Source organism: Geodermatophilus sp. SYSU D00705 (genome assembly GCF_054050135.1).
The window spans coordinates 58,611-74,555 of sequence record NZ_JBJGYT010000011.1 but is presented as its reverse complement, the minus strand read 5'-3'; the positions used below and the strand labels follow the sequence as shown (position 1 = coordinate 74,555).

Here is a 15,945-nt window from a genome sequence, read left to right as displayed (position 1 = left end):
TGGCCGATCGGGGCAGGACGGCGGCCGTCGACGGCGTCGAGGTGGTCAGATCGACCAGCTCGGGGAGGAGGAGCGGTGGCCCACCGGCTGGACGCGCTCGACCTGGCGGTGCTCACCGCGCTGACCGAGCAGCCGCGGGCCGGCGTGCTGGAGCTGTCCCGCCGGCTCGGGGTGGCGAGGGCGACGGTGCAGGCGCGGCTGCGGCGGCTGGAGGAGTCCGGTGTCGTCACGGGGTACGGGCCGGACGTCGACCCGGCCGCGGCGGGGTTCGGCGTCCAGGCGTTCGTGACCCTGGAGATCGCCCAGGGCGCGCTGGAGGAGGTCGCCGCCGACCTGCGGGCGATCCCCGGCGTCCTGGAGGCGCACGTGACCACCGGCGCCGGCGACGTGCTGGTCCGGCTGGCCGCCGAGTCGCACGCGGCGCTGCAGGAGACGCTGGTGCGGCTGGGCCGCTCGCCCTCGGTGGTGCGCTCGACCAGCGTCGTCGCGCTGTCGGAGCTGGTGCCCCGGCGGGTGCTGCCGCTGCTCGCGTCGGGGACGCCGCGTCCGGCCGGGCGGGCGCCGGGCTACCGGGAGGCCGCGACGGGCGACTGAGCGGCCGGGACGCCGGGGGACCGCGGCAGCGCGAGGGCGGCGACCAGGCCGAGGCCCAGCACCGCCGTCGTGACGCCGAACGCGGCCTGGAAGCCGGCGACGTCGGTGAGCCAGCCCGCGGCCAGCGGCCCGACGATCCCGCCGAGGTCGGCCGACATCTGGAACACCGCCACCACCCGGCCGCCGCGGGCCGGGCTGACGTCCCCGACCAGGGCGGCCGGGACGCTGGACAGCAGCGAGGCGGCCAACCCGAACACCGCCATCGAGAGCAGGAACGCCCCGGTCGCCGGCGGCAGCGCGAGCACGGCGGTGGCGGCGGTGGCGAGCGCCGTCCCGAGGACGAGCGCGGGGCGTCGTCCCCACGCGTCGGCGAGCCGGCCCGAGCGCAGCAGGCCGACGGCCTGGGCGAGGGAGCCGGCCAGCAGGCCGAACCCGGCCCAGGTGACCGTGCGCCCGAGCTCCTCGGTGACGTAGAGGGGGACCAGCGAGTTGCGGACGCCGAACAGCATCCAGCCGACGCCGAGGTTGACCACCAGCGCCGCGAGGTAGGCCCGCGACCGGAACGCCGCGCGCAGCGGCAGGGGGCCTGGGTCCGGGTCGGGGTCGCCGCCGGCGACGGTGGCCGACGTCGCCTCCTCCCCGGCCGGCGCCGCCTCCTCCCCGGCCGGTTCTGCCTCCTCCCCGGTCGGCGCCGGGGACCGGAGGAACAGCAGGCTCACCCCGCCGGCGACGAGCAGGAACCCGGCGTACAGGACGAACGGCAGGCTGGGGGAGAGCTCGGCGAGCAGGCCCCCGGCCGCCGGCCCGGCGATGCCGCCCAGGATGAAGCCGCCCTGGTAGGTCGCCGCCGCCCGGCCGCGGTGCGCGGCCGGGGCCACCCGCAGCAGCAGCGAGAGGGCGGCCACGGTGAACATCGCGCTGCCGACCCCGCCGGCCGCGCGCAGCCCCAGGAAGAGCGGGAAGGAGCCGGCCAGGCCGGCCGCGCCCGTCGTGACCGCGACGGTGACCAGTCCGAGGGTGAGGACGACGCGCTCGCCGAGCCGCTCGACCAGCGAGCCGCCGCCGAAGGCGGAGACGAACCGGAAGAACGCGAAGGCGCTGACCGCCAGGCCGACGGCGGTCGTGCCGACGCCGAAGGACCGGGCGAACAGCGGGATGGCCGGGGCCACGATCCCGAAGCCCAGCGCGACCACGAAGGCCACGACCGACAGCACACCGACCTCGCGGGGCAGGTCCCCGTCCCCCCGCATCCGCACGGGGAGCGATGCTCGCACGCCGCTCGGCGCCACCCGTCGGGAGGAACCGGCGGGCGGGGAGGTTGTCCGCGGGTGCGAGCTCCGTCACAGTGTGTGCGTGGGGTACCTCCGCGGGGGTGGGGACGAGCCGCCGTCCGGCTCGTTCGAGGTGGTACACGAGGTGGGCGGCCCGGTCCTGCACCTGCGCGGGGACGTCGACGCGCCGCTCGTGCACCACATGCGCGACGCCGGGCTGGACGAGGGGACCATCGTCGCGGTGCACGTGGCCGGGATGGCCTACATCGACTCCAGCGGCCTGGCGCTGCTGGCCGGGTGGGCCCAGCAGGCCGCGGGGCAGGGGCGGCCGGCCGTCGTCCGGCACGCCGGCCCCCGCTTCCGGCAGGTCCTCGACCTGACCGGGCTCGCGCCGCTGTTCGTCCTCGAGGGGACCGCGGGCGCCTGACCGCGCTCCGATCGCCGGCGTGGGGAGCCGCCCCTACCCTCGGCGTCCGTGCCGCTGTTCTCCTTCGAAGGCCGGTCCCCCCAGGTGCACCCCGAGGCGTGGGTGGCGCCGACGGCGACCCTGGTCGGGGACGTCGTCGTCGAGGCCGGCGCGTCGATCTGGTACGGCGTCGTGCTGCGCGCGGACTTCGGCCGCATCGTGGTCCGCGAGGGCGCCAACGTGCAGGACAACTCGGTGCTGCACGGCGGCGCCGACCCGGAGACCGAGGTGGGCCCCGGCGCCACCGTCGGGCACATGTGCGTGGTGCACGGCGCGGTCATCGGCGCGGAGGCCCTGGTCGGCAACGGCGCCACGGTGCAGGACGGCGCCCGCATCGGCGCCCGCGCCCTGGTCGGCGCGCAGAGCCTGGTGCCTCCGCGCATGCGGGTGCCGGACGGCGTGATGGCGCTCGGCGTCCCCGCCCGGGTGCGCGGCCCGCTCTCCGACGGCGCGCGCGGCTGGGTGTCGGGCAACCCCGGCATCTACCGGGAGCTGGCGCGCCGGCACGCCGCCGGCGTCGCCGAGGTGGGCTGACCGCGCGACGGCGTCCAGCGGACGCAGAGGAACCCGCACGGTTCCCTGACAGCGGCTGCCGCCACCGTGGTCGCCGGCGAGGACCGTCGGCTGAGCCGACACGCGGTGTGGGCCGGGGTCCGGGTCATCATGTCGTCATGACGTATCGTCGACCGCGACCCGGCCCACGACCACGAGGAGTTCGCCGGTGCGCATCGGGATCCTGACCGGCGGGGGCGACTGCCCCGGCCTCAACGCCGTCATCCGCTCCGTCGTCCGCACGGCGACGACCCACTACTCCAGCGAGGTGATCGGCTTCCGCGACGGCTGGCGCGGCCTCCTCGAGGACCGGACGACGCCGCTGGACGTCGCCGCCGTCGACGGCCTGCTGACCCGCGGGGGGACGACGCTCGGATCGGCCCGCGTCGCGCCGGAGAAGCTGCACGCCGGGCTGGCGCAGATGAAGGGCGTGCTGGCCGAGCACGGCGTCGACGTGCTCATCCCGATCGGCGGGGAGGGCACCCTCACCGCGGCGCACCTGCTGTCGCAGGCCGGCGTCCCGGTGGTCGGCATCCCCAAGACGATCGACAACGACATCGACGGCACCGACCTGACCTTCGGGTTCGACACCGCGGTCAGCATCGCCACCGACCTCATCGACCGGCTGCACACCACTGCCGAGTCCCACCAGCGGGTGCTGCTGGTCGAGGTGATGGGCCGGCACGCCGGCTGGATCGCGCTGCACGCGGGCCTGGCGTCGGGGGCGCACGTCACGCTCGTGCCCGAGGAGCCCTTCGACGTCGCCGAGGTCGCGAAGATCGTCGAGGACCGCTTCGCGCGCGGGGACACCCACGTCATCGGCGTCGTCGCGGAGGGTGCCTCGCCGATCCCCGGCACGATGCTGGTGCGCGACGGCGGCGTCGACGAGTACGGGCACAAGCGGTTCACCGGCGTGGCGCAGCAGCTGGGCGACGAGCTCGAGCGGCGCACCGGCAAGGAGGTGCGCACCACCGTGCTCGGTCACGTGCAGCGCGGGGGCACCCCGACGTCGTTCGACCGGGTGCTGGCCACCCGCTTCGGCCTGCACGCGACGATCGCCGCGCACGAGGGCCGGCACGGGCAGATGGTCGCGCTGCGGGGCACCGAGATCGACCTGGTGCCGCTGGCTGACGCCGTGGCGAGGCTCAAGACGGTCACGCCGTCCCGGCTGGCCGAGATCGGCGCCTTCACCGGCTGACGCGGCGGCTGTCGCTGCCGTCGCCCGGTGCGGCGGGGTGCCGGCTCGCTGTCGGTTACAGCCGCTGTACCGAGCTCTGGATGGCTCCCGGTGCGCCTGGTGAGCTGCGCATCCTCCGTCCACAGCGGTTGCAGAGCGTCTTCGTTCGAACGTATGATCGAACGCATGGAGGACGTGGCGCTCTCCGGCACCCGCGGTGGTGTCGTGCGCCCCTCGCCGGCCGAGGGCCCTGTTCCGGCGGTGGGCTGGGCGGCCGGTCCGCTGGGGGTGGTGCAGGCCGCGGACCGGGAGATCGCCCGGCAGACGGCGCTGCGCGCGCGAGCGGTGGCGGAGTTCGCCGCGAGCCGGCCGGCCTCGGCCGACCGGGCGCAGGGTGAGCCGGGTGCGATGGCAGCCGGGCGGTGGGCGGCGCGACCCGAAGTGCTGCGGGCGGTGAGTGAGTGGGCGGCGCCGGAGCTGTCGATCGCGCTGGGCATCACCGCGCCGGCCGCGGAGGCGCTGCTGGAGCGGTCGCTGACCCTGGTGCACCGGCTGCCGGGCACGCTGGCTGCCCTGGAGACGGGGGTGCTGCACGCCGGGCACCTGTGGCACCTGCTCGACAAGGTCGCCCCGATCGAGGACGACGCCGTACGGGCGGAGGTGGAGGCCGAACTGCTGACCTGGGTGGGCGGCCGGTCGGTGACCACCCCGGCGCAGCTGGGCGACAAGGCCCGCCGGGTGGTGCTGGCCCGCGATGCCCGCGCGGCCGCCTGGCGGCTGGCCGCGGCGCTGCGCGACCGGGGCATCTCGCTGCGCCCGGAGCGGGCCGAGGGGATGGCCGCGCTCACCGTGGTGTGCACCATGCCCGAGGCGCAGGCGCTGCACCGGGCCCTGGGTGCGTGCGTCGACGCCCTCACCGCACCCGGCGACCGGCGCAGCCACGGGCAGAGGATGGTCGACTGCCTGCTCGACCTGGTGCTGCGCCCCGGCGAGTGCGATCTGCCGCCGGTGCAGGTGCTGCTGACGGTCGTCGCCTCGCTCGGCACGGTGCTCGGCGGGGACGCCCCCGGTGAGGTCGACGGCCAGGTCGTACCGGCGGAGGTGGTGCGCGCTCTGCTCCGCGGCCTCACCGGCCAGGACACCGGCACCGGCGCGCACACGGCGCAGCCGGCCACGACGGCGGAGCCGGCCGCGCCGGCAGCTGACGCCGTCGCCGAGCCGGACCTGCGGCCGTGGCAGGCCGTCGACCAGGACGAACTGGAGCGCTGGTGGGCCGAGATGGAACGCCGCGTGCTCGCCGAGGAACTGGCCGATCTCCCCGAGCCCGGCGACCCGATGCCGTACGACGCCCCGCTCGTGGAGGACGCCTGGCCGGATCTCGACGATCCCCTCGAGCCGGACGACCTCGAGGTCTTCGACGCCTGGGAGGAGTTCGGCGACCTCCCCGACGACCCGGCCGAACCGCAGACGCCCGAGACAGCACCACCGGCCACCGGGCAACACCAGCGTGGCGTCGGGTGGTGGGCGTCCGCCGACCGCGCCGTCGACGACGCCGGCGCCGCCGTGCACGCCGCCGCGCGGGCACTCGGTCATGCCCGGCGGATGGTGCGCACCGCCGAGTCCGCCGACGCCGCAGACGAGGCCGCGTGGAGCGCCGGTCCCGCCGGACGGATCACCGCCGCGCCCGATGCGATCGCCGCCCTCGCCGCCGCAGCCGACGTGCAGCGCGACCAGCTGGCCGGGCGGCTGACCGCCACCGCCGGCGGCGGGCTGGCCGACCGGCCCCGCATCGCGGTGACCGACGCCCTCAGCGGCGCCCTCATCGCGCTCACCGACCTGCCCGGGCTGCGCCGCGCCGCGCACTGCGGCGCGCCCGCCTGCCGCCGGCGGCCCGAGACCTGCACCCACGACCTCACCGGCCGCCCCGCGCTCGGCGCCCCGGGCCCGACCGACGGCTACCGGCCCGGCGCCGGCCTCGACCGGTTCGTCCGGGCCCGCGACCGGCGCTGCCGCTTCCCCGGCTGCCGCCGCCGCGTACCCAACAGCGGCGAGCTCGACCACCACCGTCCCTGGCCCGAAGGCCCCACCAGCGCGGACAACCTCGTCGGCTACTGCACCACCGACCACCGCGGCAAGCACCAGGCCGCCGGCTGGCGGCACCGACTCGACCCGGACGGCACCCTCACCGTCACCACCCCCAGCGGCCTCACCGCGGTCACCACCCCACCGCCCTACTGAATCGTGGTGCGGCTCGGGATGCTCGCCCCACGCAGCCAGCCGGCGCTCACCTCCACATCGGCGGGCGGCGCACGGAGGACCGCCGCCCGCACGAGCTGCCGGGGAGCGGCCTGCGTCGGTAGCGTGCGTCCTCCGGTCCGGACGGCGCAGGGAGAGGCACGTGCCCGAGACGACGATCCCCGGCGGGCAGAGCGCTCCGGAACTGCGCGCCCACCTCGCGGTCCCGCCGGTGGGGGAGGGCCCGTGGCCCGGGGTGGTGGTCGTCCACGAGGCGTTCGGCCTCACCGACGACGTCCGTCAGCACGCCGATCGCCTCGCCGCTGCCGGGTACCTGGCGCTCGCCCCGGACCTGTTCACCGCCGGCGGGCTGCGCTGTCTCAAGCGCACCTTCGGCGACCTGTTCCGGCAGGAGGGAGCCGCCTTCGGCGACCTGGAGGCCGCCCGGCGGTGGCTGGCCGACCGCCCCGACTGCACCGGCCGGGTCGGCGTGGTCGGGTTCTGCATGGGCGGCGGTTTCGCCCTGCTCGCGGCCACCCGCGGCTTCGACGTGGCGGCGCCGAACTACGGGATGGTGCCGAAGAACGCCGAGGAGGTGCTCGCCGGTGCCTGCCCGGTCGTGGCCAGCTTCGGGCGGCGCGACCGGGGGCTGCGCGGGGCGGCCGGGCGGCTGGAGGGCATCCTCACCCGGCACGAGGTGCCACACGACGTCCACGAGTACCCCGACGCAGGCCACTCGTTCATGAACCGGCACAACGCCGGCCCGTTCGCCGTCCTCGAGCGGGTCGTCGGGCTCGGCTACCACCACCCGTCGGCCGAGGACGCCTGGGCGCGCATCCTGCGCTTCCTCGACACCCACCTGCGCGGCTGACCGCGCCAGCGGTCCCGCGGCTCAGGTCGGGTCGGGGTCGCGCGAGCCCTGGCGCCCGCCGCCGGTGAGCCCGACCTCGCTGACGCCGCCGTAGGGCTCGTGCCGGCCACCGACGTGCTTCTCGGCCTCCAGACGGTCGAGCAGGTGCGGGTAGTGCGCCTCGAACGCCGGCCGCTCCGAGCGGATCTTCGGGATCTCCACGAAGTTGTGCCGCGGCGGCGGCGAGGACGTCGCCCACTCCAGTGAGTTGCCGTGACCCCAGGGGTCGTCGCGGACGGCCAGCGCGCCGTGCCGCCAGGAACGGATCACGTTGAACAGGAACGGGATGATCGAGGCGCCGAGCACGAACGAGAAGATCGTGGAGATCGTGTTCAGCGTGGTGAACTCGTCGGTGGGCAGGTAGTTGACGTACCGGCGCGGCATGCCCTCGTTGCCCAGCCAGTGCTGGATGAGGAACGTGCCGTGGAAGCCGATGAAGGTCATCCAGAACTGCAGCTTGCCGAGCCGCTCGTCGAGCATCCGGCCGCACATCTTGGGGAACCAGAAGGCGATGCCGGCGTTGGCGGCGAACACGACGGTGCCGAAGACCACGTAGTGGAAGTGGGCGACGACGAAGTAGCTGTCGTTGAGGTGGAAGTCCAGCGGCGGGGAGGCCAGCAGGACGCCGGTCAGCCCGCCGAGCAGGAAGGTGACCAGGAACCCGACCGACCACAGCATCGGCGTCTCGAAGGTGAGCTGGCCGCGCCACATGGTGCCGATCCAGTTGAAGAACTTGATGCCGGTCGGCACGGCGATCAGGTAGGTCAGGAACGAGAAGAACGGCAGCAGCACCGCGCCGGTCGCGAACATGTGGTGCGCCCACACCGCCACCGACAGCGCGCCGATGGCGATGGTGGCGAAGACCATGCCCTTGTAGCCGAACAGCGGTTTGCGGCTGAACACCGGGATGATCTCGGTGATGATGCCGAAGAACGGCAGCGCGATGATGTAGACCTCGGGGTGGCCGAAGAACCAGAACAGGTGCTGCCACAGCATCGGCCCCCCGTTCTCCTCGGAGTAGACCAGCGCCCCGAGTTGCCGGTCGGCCAGCAGCCCGAACAGCGCCGCGGTCAGGATCGGGAACGCGAAGATCACCAGGATGCTCGTGACCAGCGTGTTCCAGACGAAGATCGGCATTCGGAACATCGTCATCCCGGGCGCCCGCAGGCAGACGATCGTCGTCATGAAGTTGACCGCGCCGAGGATGGTGCCCAGGCCGCTGACCGCCAGCCCCGCGATCCACAGGTTCGCGCCGGCACCCGGACTGTGGACGACGTCGGACAGCGGGGTGTAGGCGTACCAGCCGAAGTCGGCCGCACCGCCGGGGGTGGCGAAGCCCGCGACGGCGAGGGTGCTGCCGAAGAGGAACAGCCAGTAGGAGAAGGCGTTCAGCCGCGGGAACGCGACGTCGGGGGACCCGATCTGCAGCGGCATGATCAGGTTGCCGAACGCGAAGAACAGCGGCGTCGCGAAGAACAGCAGCATCACCGTGCCGTGCATGGTGAACAGCTGGTTGTACTGCTCCGGCGAGAGGAACTGCAGCCCCGGGCGGGCCAGTTCCCCGCGCATCAGCATGGCCATGAGGCCGCCGATGACGAACCACACGAACGACGTCACCAGGTACATCAGGCCGATGGCCTTGTGGTCGGTCGTCCGCAGCAGGCTGTCCAGCCGCGAGCCCTTGGCGGGCGGCGGCATCTCGTTCGGCCGGCTGACGATGGGCCGCGGCGCGATGGCCGTCACGACGTCGGTCCCGGACGCCGGGAGGGGTCCGGCCCGGCGCATCCCGGGCTGGTCAGACGGGGGAAGTGGCTCATGGACGCGCCCCTGGGTCGAGCCGCCGGTGCGGCGAGGGAGGCTCGAGTGATCCGAGTCACCCTCATCATGGCCTGTCGGCGCCCCGCCCGACACCCGGAACCGCGCTTCGTCGCGACGGCGGTGCCGGGCGCTACGCGGTCACCGCCCTCACCCGGCCGCGGGCGCCGGCGCGGCCTGCCGGAGGCGGCGGTGGGCGGCCATCCGGACGGGTGCGTCGGTGGTGCCGTAGCCGTCGTAGCCGCCCAGCCGCTGCACGACCTCGAAGAACACCCGGTCGCCGAGCACCTCCGTGACCAGGTGCAGGTAGCCGCCGGCCGCGTCCTCCTCGTAGAGCAGGCCGTGCTCGCGGACCGCCGCCAGCAGCTCCGGGGCCAGGTCGAGGCGGGCGTCGAGGTCGTCGGCGTAGTTCGCCGGCACGGGCAGCAGGGGGGCGCCGGCCGCGCGCAGCGCCCGAGCCGTGGCGACGATGTCGTCGGTGGCGAGGGCGACGTACTGCGGCTCGGGCACGCCGGGCGCCCAGCCCCCGCGGCGCAGGGTGGAGGCGCTCAGCGCCAGCCGCACGGCGCGGTCCGGCCCGGTCACCGCCCGGGTGCGTACGAGCCCGAACGGCGCGGCCAGCTCGGTGACCTCCTGCGGCTCCAGGCCGAGCACCGCCCGGTAGAACAGCCCGGCCTCGTCGAAGGCGTCGAAGGGCTGGGCCAGGCCGACGTGGTCGACGCGGGTGATCCCGGTGCCCGCACCGGCCGCCGAGCCGGTCGGCAGGAAGTCGGCCGGCCAGCCGTCGGGCACGGTCCGGGTGAAGAAGACCTGGGTGCCGTCGGGGGCGGCCACCGCCGACAGTTCCGCCTCCGCCGACCCCCGGGTGCGGGGGAGCACCGGGGCGCTCATGGCCTCGGCCCGCGCCGCCGAGCGACCTGGGTCGGCGCTCTCCAGGCCCAGCGCCGCGACGGCGGCCACGCCGGTGGCGGCGGGGCGCACGACGGAGGCGTTGAGCAGCACCCGCGCGTCGCCCTGCTCCCACAGCTGCACGGGCTTGGAGCGGTGCTGCCCGGTGTGGGTGAACCCGAGCGTGCCCAGCACCTCGGCCACCCGCGGTCCGGAGACGCCGTCCACCTCCAGCTCGGTGAACGACCAGCCCGACAGCGCGGGAGCTGGCGGGGGAGTGGCCAGGCCGGCGTCCGGACGGCGCAGTGCGAGCGACTCCTCCAGCCACTGCAGCGAGCGCATGGCGTCCACCGCCGTCCGGGCGGGGTCCGACTGCCGGTAGACGTCGTTGAAGACCTCGAGGGAGAGCGGGCCGGTGTAGCCGGCGGCGAGCACCGCGCCGAGGAAACCGGGCAGGTCGAACGCGCCCTGGCCGGGGAAGAGCCGGTGGTGGCGGCTCCACTGGAGCACGTCCATGCGCAGCGCCGGCGCGTCGGCCAACTGGAGGAAGAACAGCTTCTCGCCGGGCACCTGCGCGAACCCGGCCGGGTCCCCGCCGCGGGAGAGCACGTGGAAGCTGTCCAGGCAGAGCCCGAGGGCGGGCGAGTCCGCGCGGCGGACGGCGTCCCACGAGCGCTCCCACGTCGAGACGTGCGTGCCCCAGGCCAGCGCCTCGTAGGCGATCCGCAGGCCACGCTCGCCCGCGCGGGCGGCCGCGGTGGCCAGCTGCTCGGCCAGCAGGTCGGCGTCGTCGACCGCGTCGGGGGCCACCGACGAGCAGACCAGCACGGTGCCGACGCCGAGGGCGGCCATCACGTCGAACTTGCACTCGGCGCGGCGCAGGTTGCGGGTGAAGCGCGCCGGGTCGGTGGAGTCCAGGTCGCGGAACGGCTGGTAGAGGTCGATCGACAGGCCGAGGTCGGCGCAGCGGGCGGCGAGCTCGGCCGGTGACCAGGGGGAGGCGACCAGGTCGGGCTCGAAGACCTCGATGCCGTCGAAACCGGCGGTCGCGGCCGCGGCCAGCTTGTCCTCGAGCGTGCCGGACAGGCAGACCGTGGCGATCGCGCGCCGGGGCCGCTCAGGCGATGCGGACATCGGGGCCCGGCCCGGAGACCAGCTCGGTGAAGTGCGCCAGCATCCGGTCGGCGTCGGGCTCCACGCCGGTGAACAGCCGGAAGGCGTCCACCGCCTGGAAGACCGCCATCCCGCCGCCGTCGAGCACCCGGGCGCCCAGACGCCGGGCGGTGCGCACCAGCTCGGTCTCCAGCGGGCGGTAGACGATGTCGGCGACCCACAGGTCGGGGCGGAGCAGGGCGGCGTCCACCGGCAGGCCGGGGTGGGCGGCCATGCCCGTGGGGGTGGCGTGGGCGAGCCCGTCGGCATCGGCCAGCGCCGCGGGGAGGCCGGCCAGGTCGCCCCCGGTCGCGCGGGTGGCGCCGAAGCGGTCGCCCAGCGCGGCGGCGAGCTGCGCGGCCCGCTGGACGTCGACGTCGACGACGGTCAGCCGGCGGGTGCCCAGGGTGAGCAGTGCGTGCGCCACCGCGGCCCCGGCGCCGCCGGCCCCGAGCAGCACGACCCGGTCCAGTGCGGCGTCGGGCAGTCCGCGGTCGAAGGCGCGGGCGAAGCCGGACCAGTCGGTGTTGTGCCCGACCGCCCGGCCGTCGCGCAGGACGACGGTGTTGACCGCGCCCAGCGCCTCGGCATCGGGCGACAGCTCGTCGAGGTGCGGCAGGACCAGCTGCTTGCACGGGTGGGTGACGTTGAGGCCGTCGTAGCCCACCAGCCGGGCCGCGGCCAGGACCTCGCCGATCGCGGTGGCCGGCCGGGCGAGGACATCGAGGTCCAGGCGCCGGTACAGGTACCGGAGACCGAGTTCGTCGGCCTCCCGCTCGTGCATCGGCGGGGTCAGGGACGGGCCGATGCCCGTGCCGACCAGACCGACGAGGAAGCTCTGCGAGGCGGACGTCATGGTCGTCTCCCTAGCTATGTACCAACTGGTGAGTTGTTCCCAGGGGACCACACCGGAGGCCGCGACGCCAGCCCTCGGGGTGATCCGGGCCACGGCGCCGGCGGGCGGCGGCCTCGTCCCGAGGCTCGCCGCGTGCCCGCGAGCCCGCGAGCCCGCGAGCGAGGCGGGGGACGGGGGTCCTTCTAGGCTCTGGAGGACGGCCGTCGAGGAGGGCAGCACCAGTGACCGCGCAGCACACGCAGGGCGAGACCTCCCCGGACACCCCCCCGGCGGCGCCGGCCGGAACCCCCGAGCGGACGCGGGACGCCGACCGCACCCGCGCCGAGATCCTCGCCGTGGCCACCGCCGAGTTCGCCGACCGCGGCTACGCCGGGGCCCGCATCAACGAGATCGCCGACAAGCTGAGCACCACCAAGCGGATGATCTACTACTACTTCGGCGGCAAGGAGCAGCTCTACGTCGCCGTCCTGGAGCAGGCCTACAGCCGCATCCGCAGCCTCGAGCAGCAGCTGGACGTCGAGCACCTCGACCCGGTCGAGGCCATCCGCGAGCTGGCCGGCCTGACCTTCGACCACCACGAGGCCCATCCGGACTTCATCCGCCTGGTCAGCATCGAGAACATCCACCGCGCCGAGCACATCACCCGCTCCGAGGCGCTGTCGGGGCTGGCCAACCCGGCGCTGGACGTCCTCGGCACCATCCTCGAGCGCGGATGGGGGGCGGGGCTGTTCCGGGACGACGTGGACGCGCTCGACGTCCACCAGGTGATCAGCGCCTACTGCGTCTTCCGGACCGCCAACCGGCACACCTTCGGCGCCATCTTCGGCCGCGACATGCTCGACCCCGCCCGGCGCGAGCACCAGCGCCGGATGCTCGGCGACCTCGTCGTCGCCTACCTCACCGCCCACTGAGCCCTCCCGACATCCCGTCGGGACCGGGACTTGACACGGTGACGGCGATCACCTCACCATCTGGTACGTAACCAGTTGGTACATAAGCCGCTGGGGACACCGCGCCGGCCCCGAACCCGGGGCCAGGGCGGCACGGGGGGCCGGGGATCCCGGCCGCCGCCCGCTGCACCGCACCGCCGACCATCCCGGGCACGCCCCGGACGCCCCGACCGGCACGACGAGATCGCTGCCGCCGCGCCTCCTCAGGAGACCGACATGAGCACGACCCCCGCCACCGGTGGGACCACCCACGCGCACACGCCGCGCAAGGCCGCCATCGCGAGCTTCGTCGGCAGCATGCTCGAGTACTACGACTTCTTCATCTACGGCGCCGCCGCCGGGCTGGTCTTCCCGCAGGTGTTCTTCCCCGAGAGCGACCCCAGCACCGGGATCCTGCTGTCGCTGGCCACCTTCGGCGTCGCGTACGTCGCCCGGCCGCTGGGCGCGGTCGTCATCGGCCACTTCGGCGACAAGGTCGGCCGCAAGAAGATGCTCGTGCTGACCCTGCTGCTCATGGGCGTCTCGACCTTCCTGATCGGCGCGCTGCCGTCCTACGGCGCGATCGGCGTGGCCGCCCCGATCCTGCTGGTCCTCATGCGGATCCTGCAGGGCCTGTCGGCGGCCGGCGAGCAGGCCGGCGCCAACTCGATGACCCTGGAGCACTCGCCCGAGGGCAAGCGCGGGTTCTTCACCAGCTTCACCCTCGTGGGCACGCAGGCAGGGCTGATCCTGGCCAACCTGGTCTTCATCCCCTTCGCGCTGCTGCCCGAGGACCAGTTCCTCAGCTGGGGCTGGCGTATCCCGTTCTTCCTGTCCGCGGCCGTCGTCGCCGTCGGCTACTGGGTGCGCCGCTCGCTGCCCGAGACGCCGGAGTTCGAGCGGGCCAGCGAGGAGCACGAGGTCGCCAAGCTGCCCGTCGCCGTCCTGTTCCGCGACCACTGGGCCTCGGTGCTGCGGGTCGTCCTGTGCGCGCTGGTCTCGGTGGTGAGCACGATCGTCGGCACCTGGGCGCTGGCGCAGGGCACCAGTGACGCCATCGGCATGGAGCGGTCGACCCTGCTGTGGATGATCGTCGTGGCCAACGTGATCGCGCTGGGCACGCTGGTGCTGTGGGCGCGGCTGTCGGACCGCATCGGCCGCCGTCCGGTGTTCGTCTTCGGCGCCCTGGGCTCGGCCGTGGCGATCTTCCCCTTCCTGTGGGCGGTGCAGAACGGGAACGTCGCGCTGGTCTTCGTCTTCGGCATCCTGATCTCCGGCGTCACCTACTCGGCGGCCAACGGCATCTGGCCCTCCCTGTACGGCGAGATGTTCGACACCCGGGTCCGGTACTCCGGCACGGCGATCGGCACCCAGATCGGCTTCGCCCTCGGTGGCTTCTCGCCGCTGATCGCGGCCGCGATCGTCGGTGACGGCCCGAGCGGCTGGGTGCCGGTGGCCGTCCTGACCGCCGCTGCCGCCACCGTCGCCGGGCTGTGCGCCCTCACCGCCCGGGAGACCGCGCACGTGCCGATCGAGGAGCTCGGCCGCAAGGACACCACGCCGCGCGACCGCTCCTTCGTCGGCGCCTGACCCAGCCGCTCCTCCTGCGGGCCCCGGCCGCCGGCCGGGGCCCGCGGCCCGTTCCGCGGAGGTCTGCATGTCCGTCCTCGTCGAGACCACGACCGGGCCCGTCACCGGCCGGCTCGCCGACGGCGTCCGCAGCTGGCGTGGCGTCCCCTACGCCCGCGCCGAGCGCTTCGACCCGGCGTCCCCGGTGGCGGCCTGGCGCGAGTGCCTCGACGCCACCGGCCCCGGCCCGGTCGGCCTCCAGTACCTGCCGGACGGGTAGCCGACCGGCACCGAGGGGTGCCTCACCCTCGACGTGTACGCACCGGCCGGGGCGGACGGCCCGCTCCCGGTGCTGTTCTGGGTGCACGGCGGCGCCTTCCGGACCGGTGCCGCCGCCGACTACGACGGCTCGGTGCTGGCCGCGGCCGGCCCGGCGGTCGTCGTCGCGGTCTCCTACCGGCTGGGCCCGCTCGGCTTCCTCCAGCTGGGCACCGCCGGGGATCCCGAGCCCAGCCCGGCGATGACCGACCTGCTCGCCGCGCTGGACTGGGTGCAGCGGGAGGTCGCCGGTTTCGGCGGGAACCCGGGCCGGCTGACGCTGGTGGGGCAGTCGGCCGGGGCCAGCCTGGTCTGCGCCCTGCTGGCCACGCCGGCCGGGCGGCGCGCCCGCGCCGCGATCGCGCTCTCGATCGGCGGGATGCCCCAGGAGCCGGCCGAGAGCGCGGAGGTCGCCGGCCGGGTGCTCGCCCGCCTCGGCGTCCCCCGCACCGACCGGGCGCGGCTGCGCGACCTGCCGGCCGAGGCCGTGCTGGCCGCCGCCCGCGCGGCGGCCGCCGCCAGCACGCGGCAGTACCTGGGCGGGGTGTTCTTCGCCCCGGTCCTCGACGGCGCGGTCCTGCCCGAGAGCCCGGTGGACGTCGTCGCCCGCGGAGCCCTGCGCGACACCGTCCTGTGGCTCGGCTCGTGCCGCGACGAGATGGCGGTGTTCCTGCGGCACGGCGCGGACGACGCCGCCGCGGTGGCGCGCGCCTCCGTCGGGGACGCCGCCTTCGACCGCCTGCTGGGCGTCTACACCGCGACCGCGCGCCCGGGGGAGGACCCGCTGCAGGTGCTGCTCACCGACGAGATGTGGGCCCGGCCCGCGTGGCGGCTGGCCGAGGCGCAGGCCCGGGCCGGTGGCCGGGCCTGGCTCAGCCGGTTCGACCACGCGCCGGCGCTGCCGCCGTTCGACGTGCTGGGCCCGACCCACGGCGCCGACAACGCCTGCCTCTGGGCGCGCCCGCCGCGGTTCGTCGAGCGGCCGCTGCTGTCCCGCCCGGCCGCGGACATGACCCCGGCCGACGTCGCGGTCACCGCGGCGCTGCAGGGGTCGGTGCTCGCCACGGTGCGCGGCGGGACGCCCGCGGTCGGCGTCCTCGACCCGTGGCCGGCCTACGAGCCGGCGGCCCGCTGCACGGCGGTGTTCGACGCCGCCCCGCGGGTGGAGTCCGACCCGGACGACGAGCGCCGCCGCGCCTGGGACGGCGCCTGA

The 15,945-nt window shown here is 75.2% G+C and carries 12 protein-coding genes and 1 pseudogene; 9 read left to right on the top strand and 4 right to left on the bottom strand.

Going from position 1 to position 15,945, the window contains the following annotated elements:
* The first annotated feature begins 75 nt into the window (after nucleotides 1-75).
* On the top strand, nucleotides 76-594 hold the full coding sequence (locus tag ACI78Q_RS11215) for an Lrp/AsnC family transcriptional regulator (protein ID WP_456923441.1): 519 nt from the start codon (nucleotides 76-78) through the stop codon (nucleotides 592-594).
* On the opposite strand, the gene ACI78Q_RS11210 is transcribed toward ACI78Q_RS11215, so the two are convergent.
* Nucleotides 567-1,844, bottom strand: coding sequence for an MFS transporter (locus ACI78Q_RS11210; RefSeq protein WP_456923516.1), 1,278 nt, complete (start codon nucleotides 1,842-1,844; stop codon nucleotides 567-569). The two genes, ACI78Q_RS11215 and ACI78Q_RS11210, sit on opposite strands and share 28 nt — an antisense overlap.
* A 103-nt stretch (nucleotides 1,845-1,947) precedes the next feature.
* Here ACI78Q_RS11210 and ACI78Q_RS11205 point away from each other — a divergent pair, with 103 nt between their 5' ends.
* From ACI78Q_RS11205 to ACI78Q_RS11185, 5 genes are all read left to right on the top strand, one after another.
* Nucleotides 1,948-2,292: an STAS domain-containing protein gene (locus ACI78Q_RS11205; RefSeq protein WP_456923440.1), complete on the top strand. Its 345-nt coding sequence runs from the start codon at nucleotides 1,948-1,950 to the stop codon at nucleotides 2,290-2,292.
* 48 nt (nucleotides 2,293-2,340) lie between these two features.
* Nucleotides 2,341-2,865, top strand: a complete 525-nt coding sequence (locus tag ACI78Q_RS11200) for a gamma carbonic anhydrase family protein (RefSeq protein ID WP_456923439.1) — start codon at nucleotides 2,341-2,343, stop codon at nucleotides 2,863-2,865.
* A 187-nt stretch (nucleotides 2,866-3,052) separates the two neighbouring features.
* Nucleotides 3,053-4,081 carry an ATP-dependent 6-phosphofructokinase gene (locus ACI78Q_RS11195; RefSeq protein ID WP_456923438.1) on the top strand — a complete coding sequence of 343 codons (1,029 nt, stop codon included), beginning with the start codon at nucleotides 3,053-3,055 and terminating at the stop codon, nucleotides 4,079-4,081.
* 165 nt (nucleotides 4,082-4,246) lie between these two features.
* Nucleotides 4,247-6,298, top strand: coding sequence for a DUF222 domain-containing protein (locus ACI78Q_RS11190; protein WP_456923437.1), 2,052 nt, complete (start codon nucleotides 4,247-4,249; stop codon nucleotides 6,296-6,298).
* Between the two features lie 160 nt (nucleotides 6,299-6,458).
* Nucleotides 6,459-7,166, top strand: a complete 708-nt coding sequence (locus tag ACI78Q_RS11185; RefSeq protein WP_456923436.1) for a dienelactone hydrolase family protein — start codon at nucleotides 6,459-6,461, stop codon at nucleotides 7,164-7,166.
* A 21-nt stretch (nucleotides 7,167-7,187) separates the two neighbouring features.
* Here ACI78Q_RS11185 and ctaD read toward each other — a convergent pair whose 3' ends face one another.
* From ctaD to ACI78Q_RS11170, 3 genes are all read right to left on the bottom strand, one after another.
* Nucleotides 7,188-8,948 (bottom strand): aa3-type cytochrome oxidase subunit I, encoded by a 1,761-nt coding sequence (gene ctaD / locus ACI78Q_RS11180; protein WP_456923435.1) that lies wholly within the window; start codon nucleotides 8,946-8,948, stop codon nucleotides 7,188-7,190.
* Nucleotides 8,949-9,170: 222 nt separating this feature from the next.
* Nucleotides 9,171-11,042 carry a bifunctional sugar phosphate isomerase/epimerase/4-hydroxyphenylpyruvate dioxygenase family protein gene (locus tag ACI78Q_RS11175; protein WP_456923434.1) on the bottom strand — a complete coding sequence of 624 codons (1,872 nt, stop codon included), beginning with the start codon at nucleotides 11,040-11,042 and terminating at the stop codon, nucleotides 9,171-9,173.
* Nucleotides 11,026-11,916, bottom strand: coding sequence for a shikimate dehydrogenase (locus tag ACI78Q_RS11170; protein WP_456923433.1), 891 nt, complete (start codon nucleotides 11,914-11,916; stop codon nucleotides 11,026-11,028). The genes ACI78Q_RS11175 and ACI78Q_RS11170 overlap by 17 nt, the downstream gene beginning before the upstream one ends.
* Before the next feature lie 221 nt (nucleotides 11,917-12,137).
* Between ACI78Q_RS11170 and ACI78Q_RS11165 the strand changes: the two genes are divergently transcribed.
* From ACI78Q_RS11165 to ACI78Q_RS11155, 3 genes and pseudogenes are all read left to right on the top strand, one after another.
* Complete coding sequence (locus tag ACI78Q_RS11165) at nucleotides 12,138-12,827, top strand: TetR/AcrR family transcriptional regulator (RefSeq protein WP_456923432.1); 690 nt, start codon at nucleotides 12,138-12,140, stop codon at nucleotides 12,825-12,827.
* A 255-nt stretch (nucleotides 12,828-13,082) separates the two neighbouring features.
* Nucleotides 13,083-14,435, top strand: a complete 1,353-nt coding sequence (locus ACI78Q_RS11160; RefSeq protein ID WP_456923431.1) for an MFS transporter — start codon at nucleotides 13,083-13,085, stop codon at nucleotides 14,433-14,435.
* A 67-nt stretch (nucleotides 14,436-14,502) separates the two neighbouring features.
* Nucleotides 14,503-15,945, top strand: a pseudogene (locus ACI78Q_RS11155) (carboxylesterase family protein).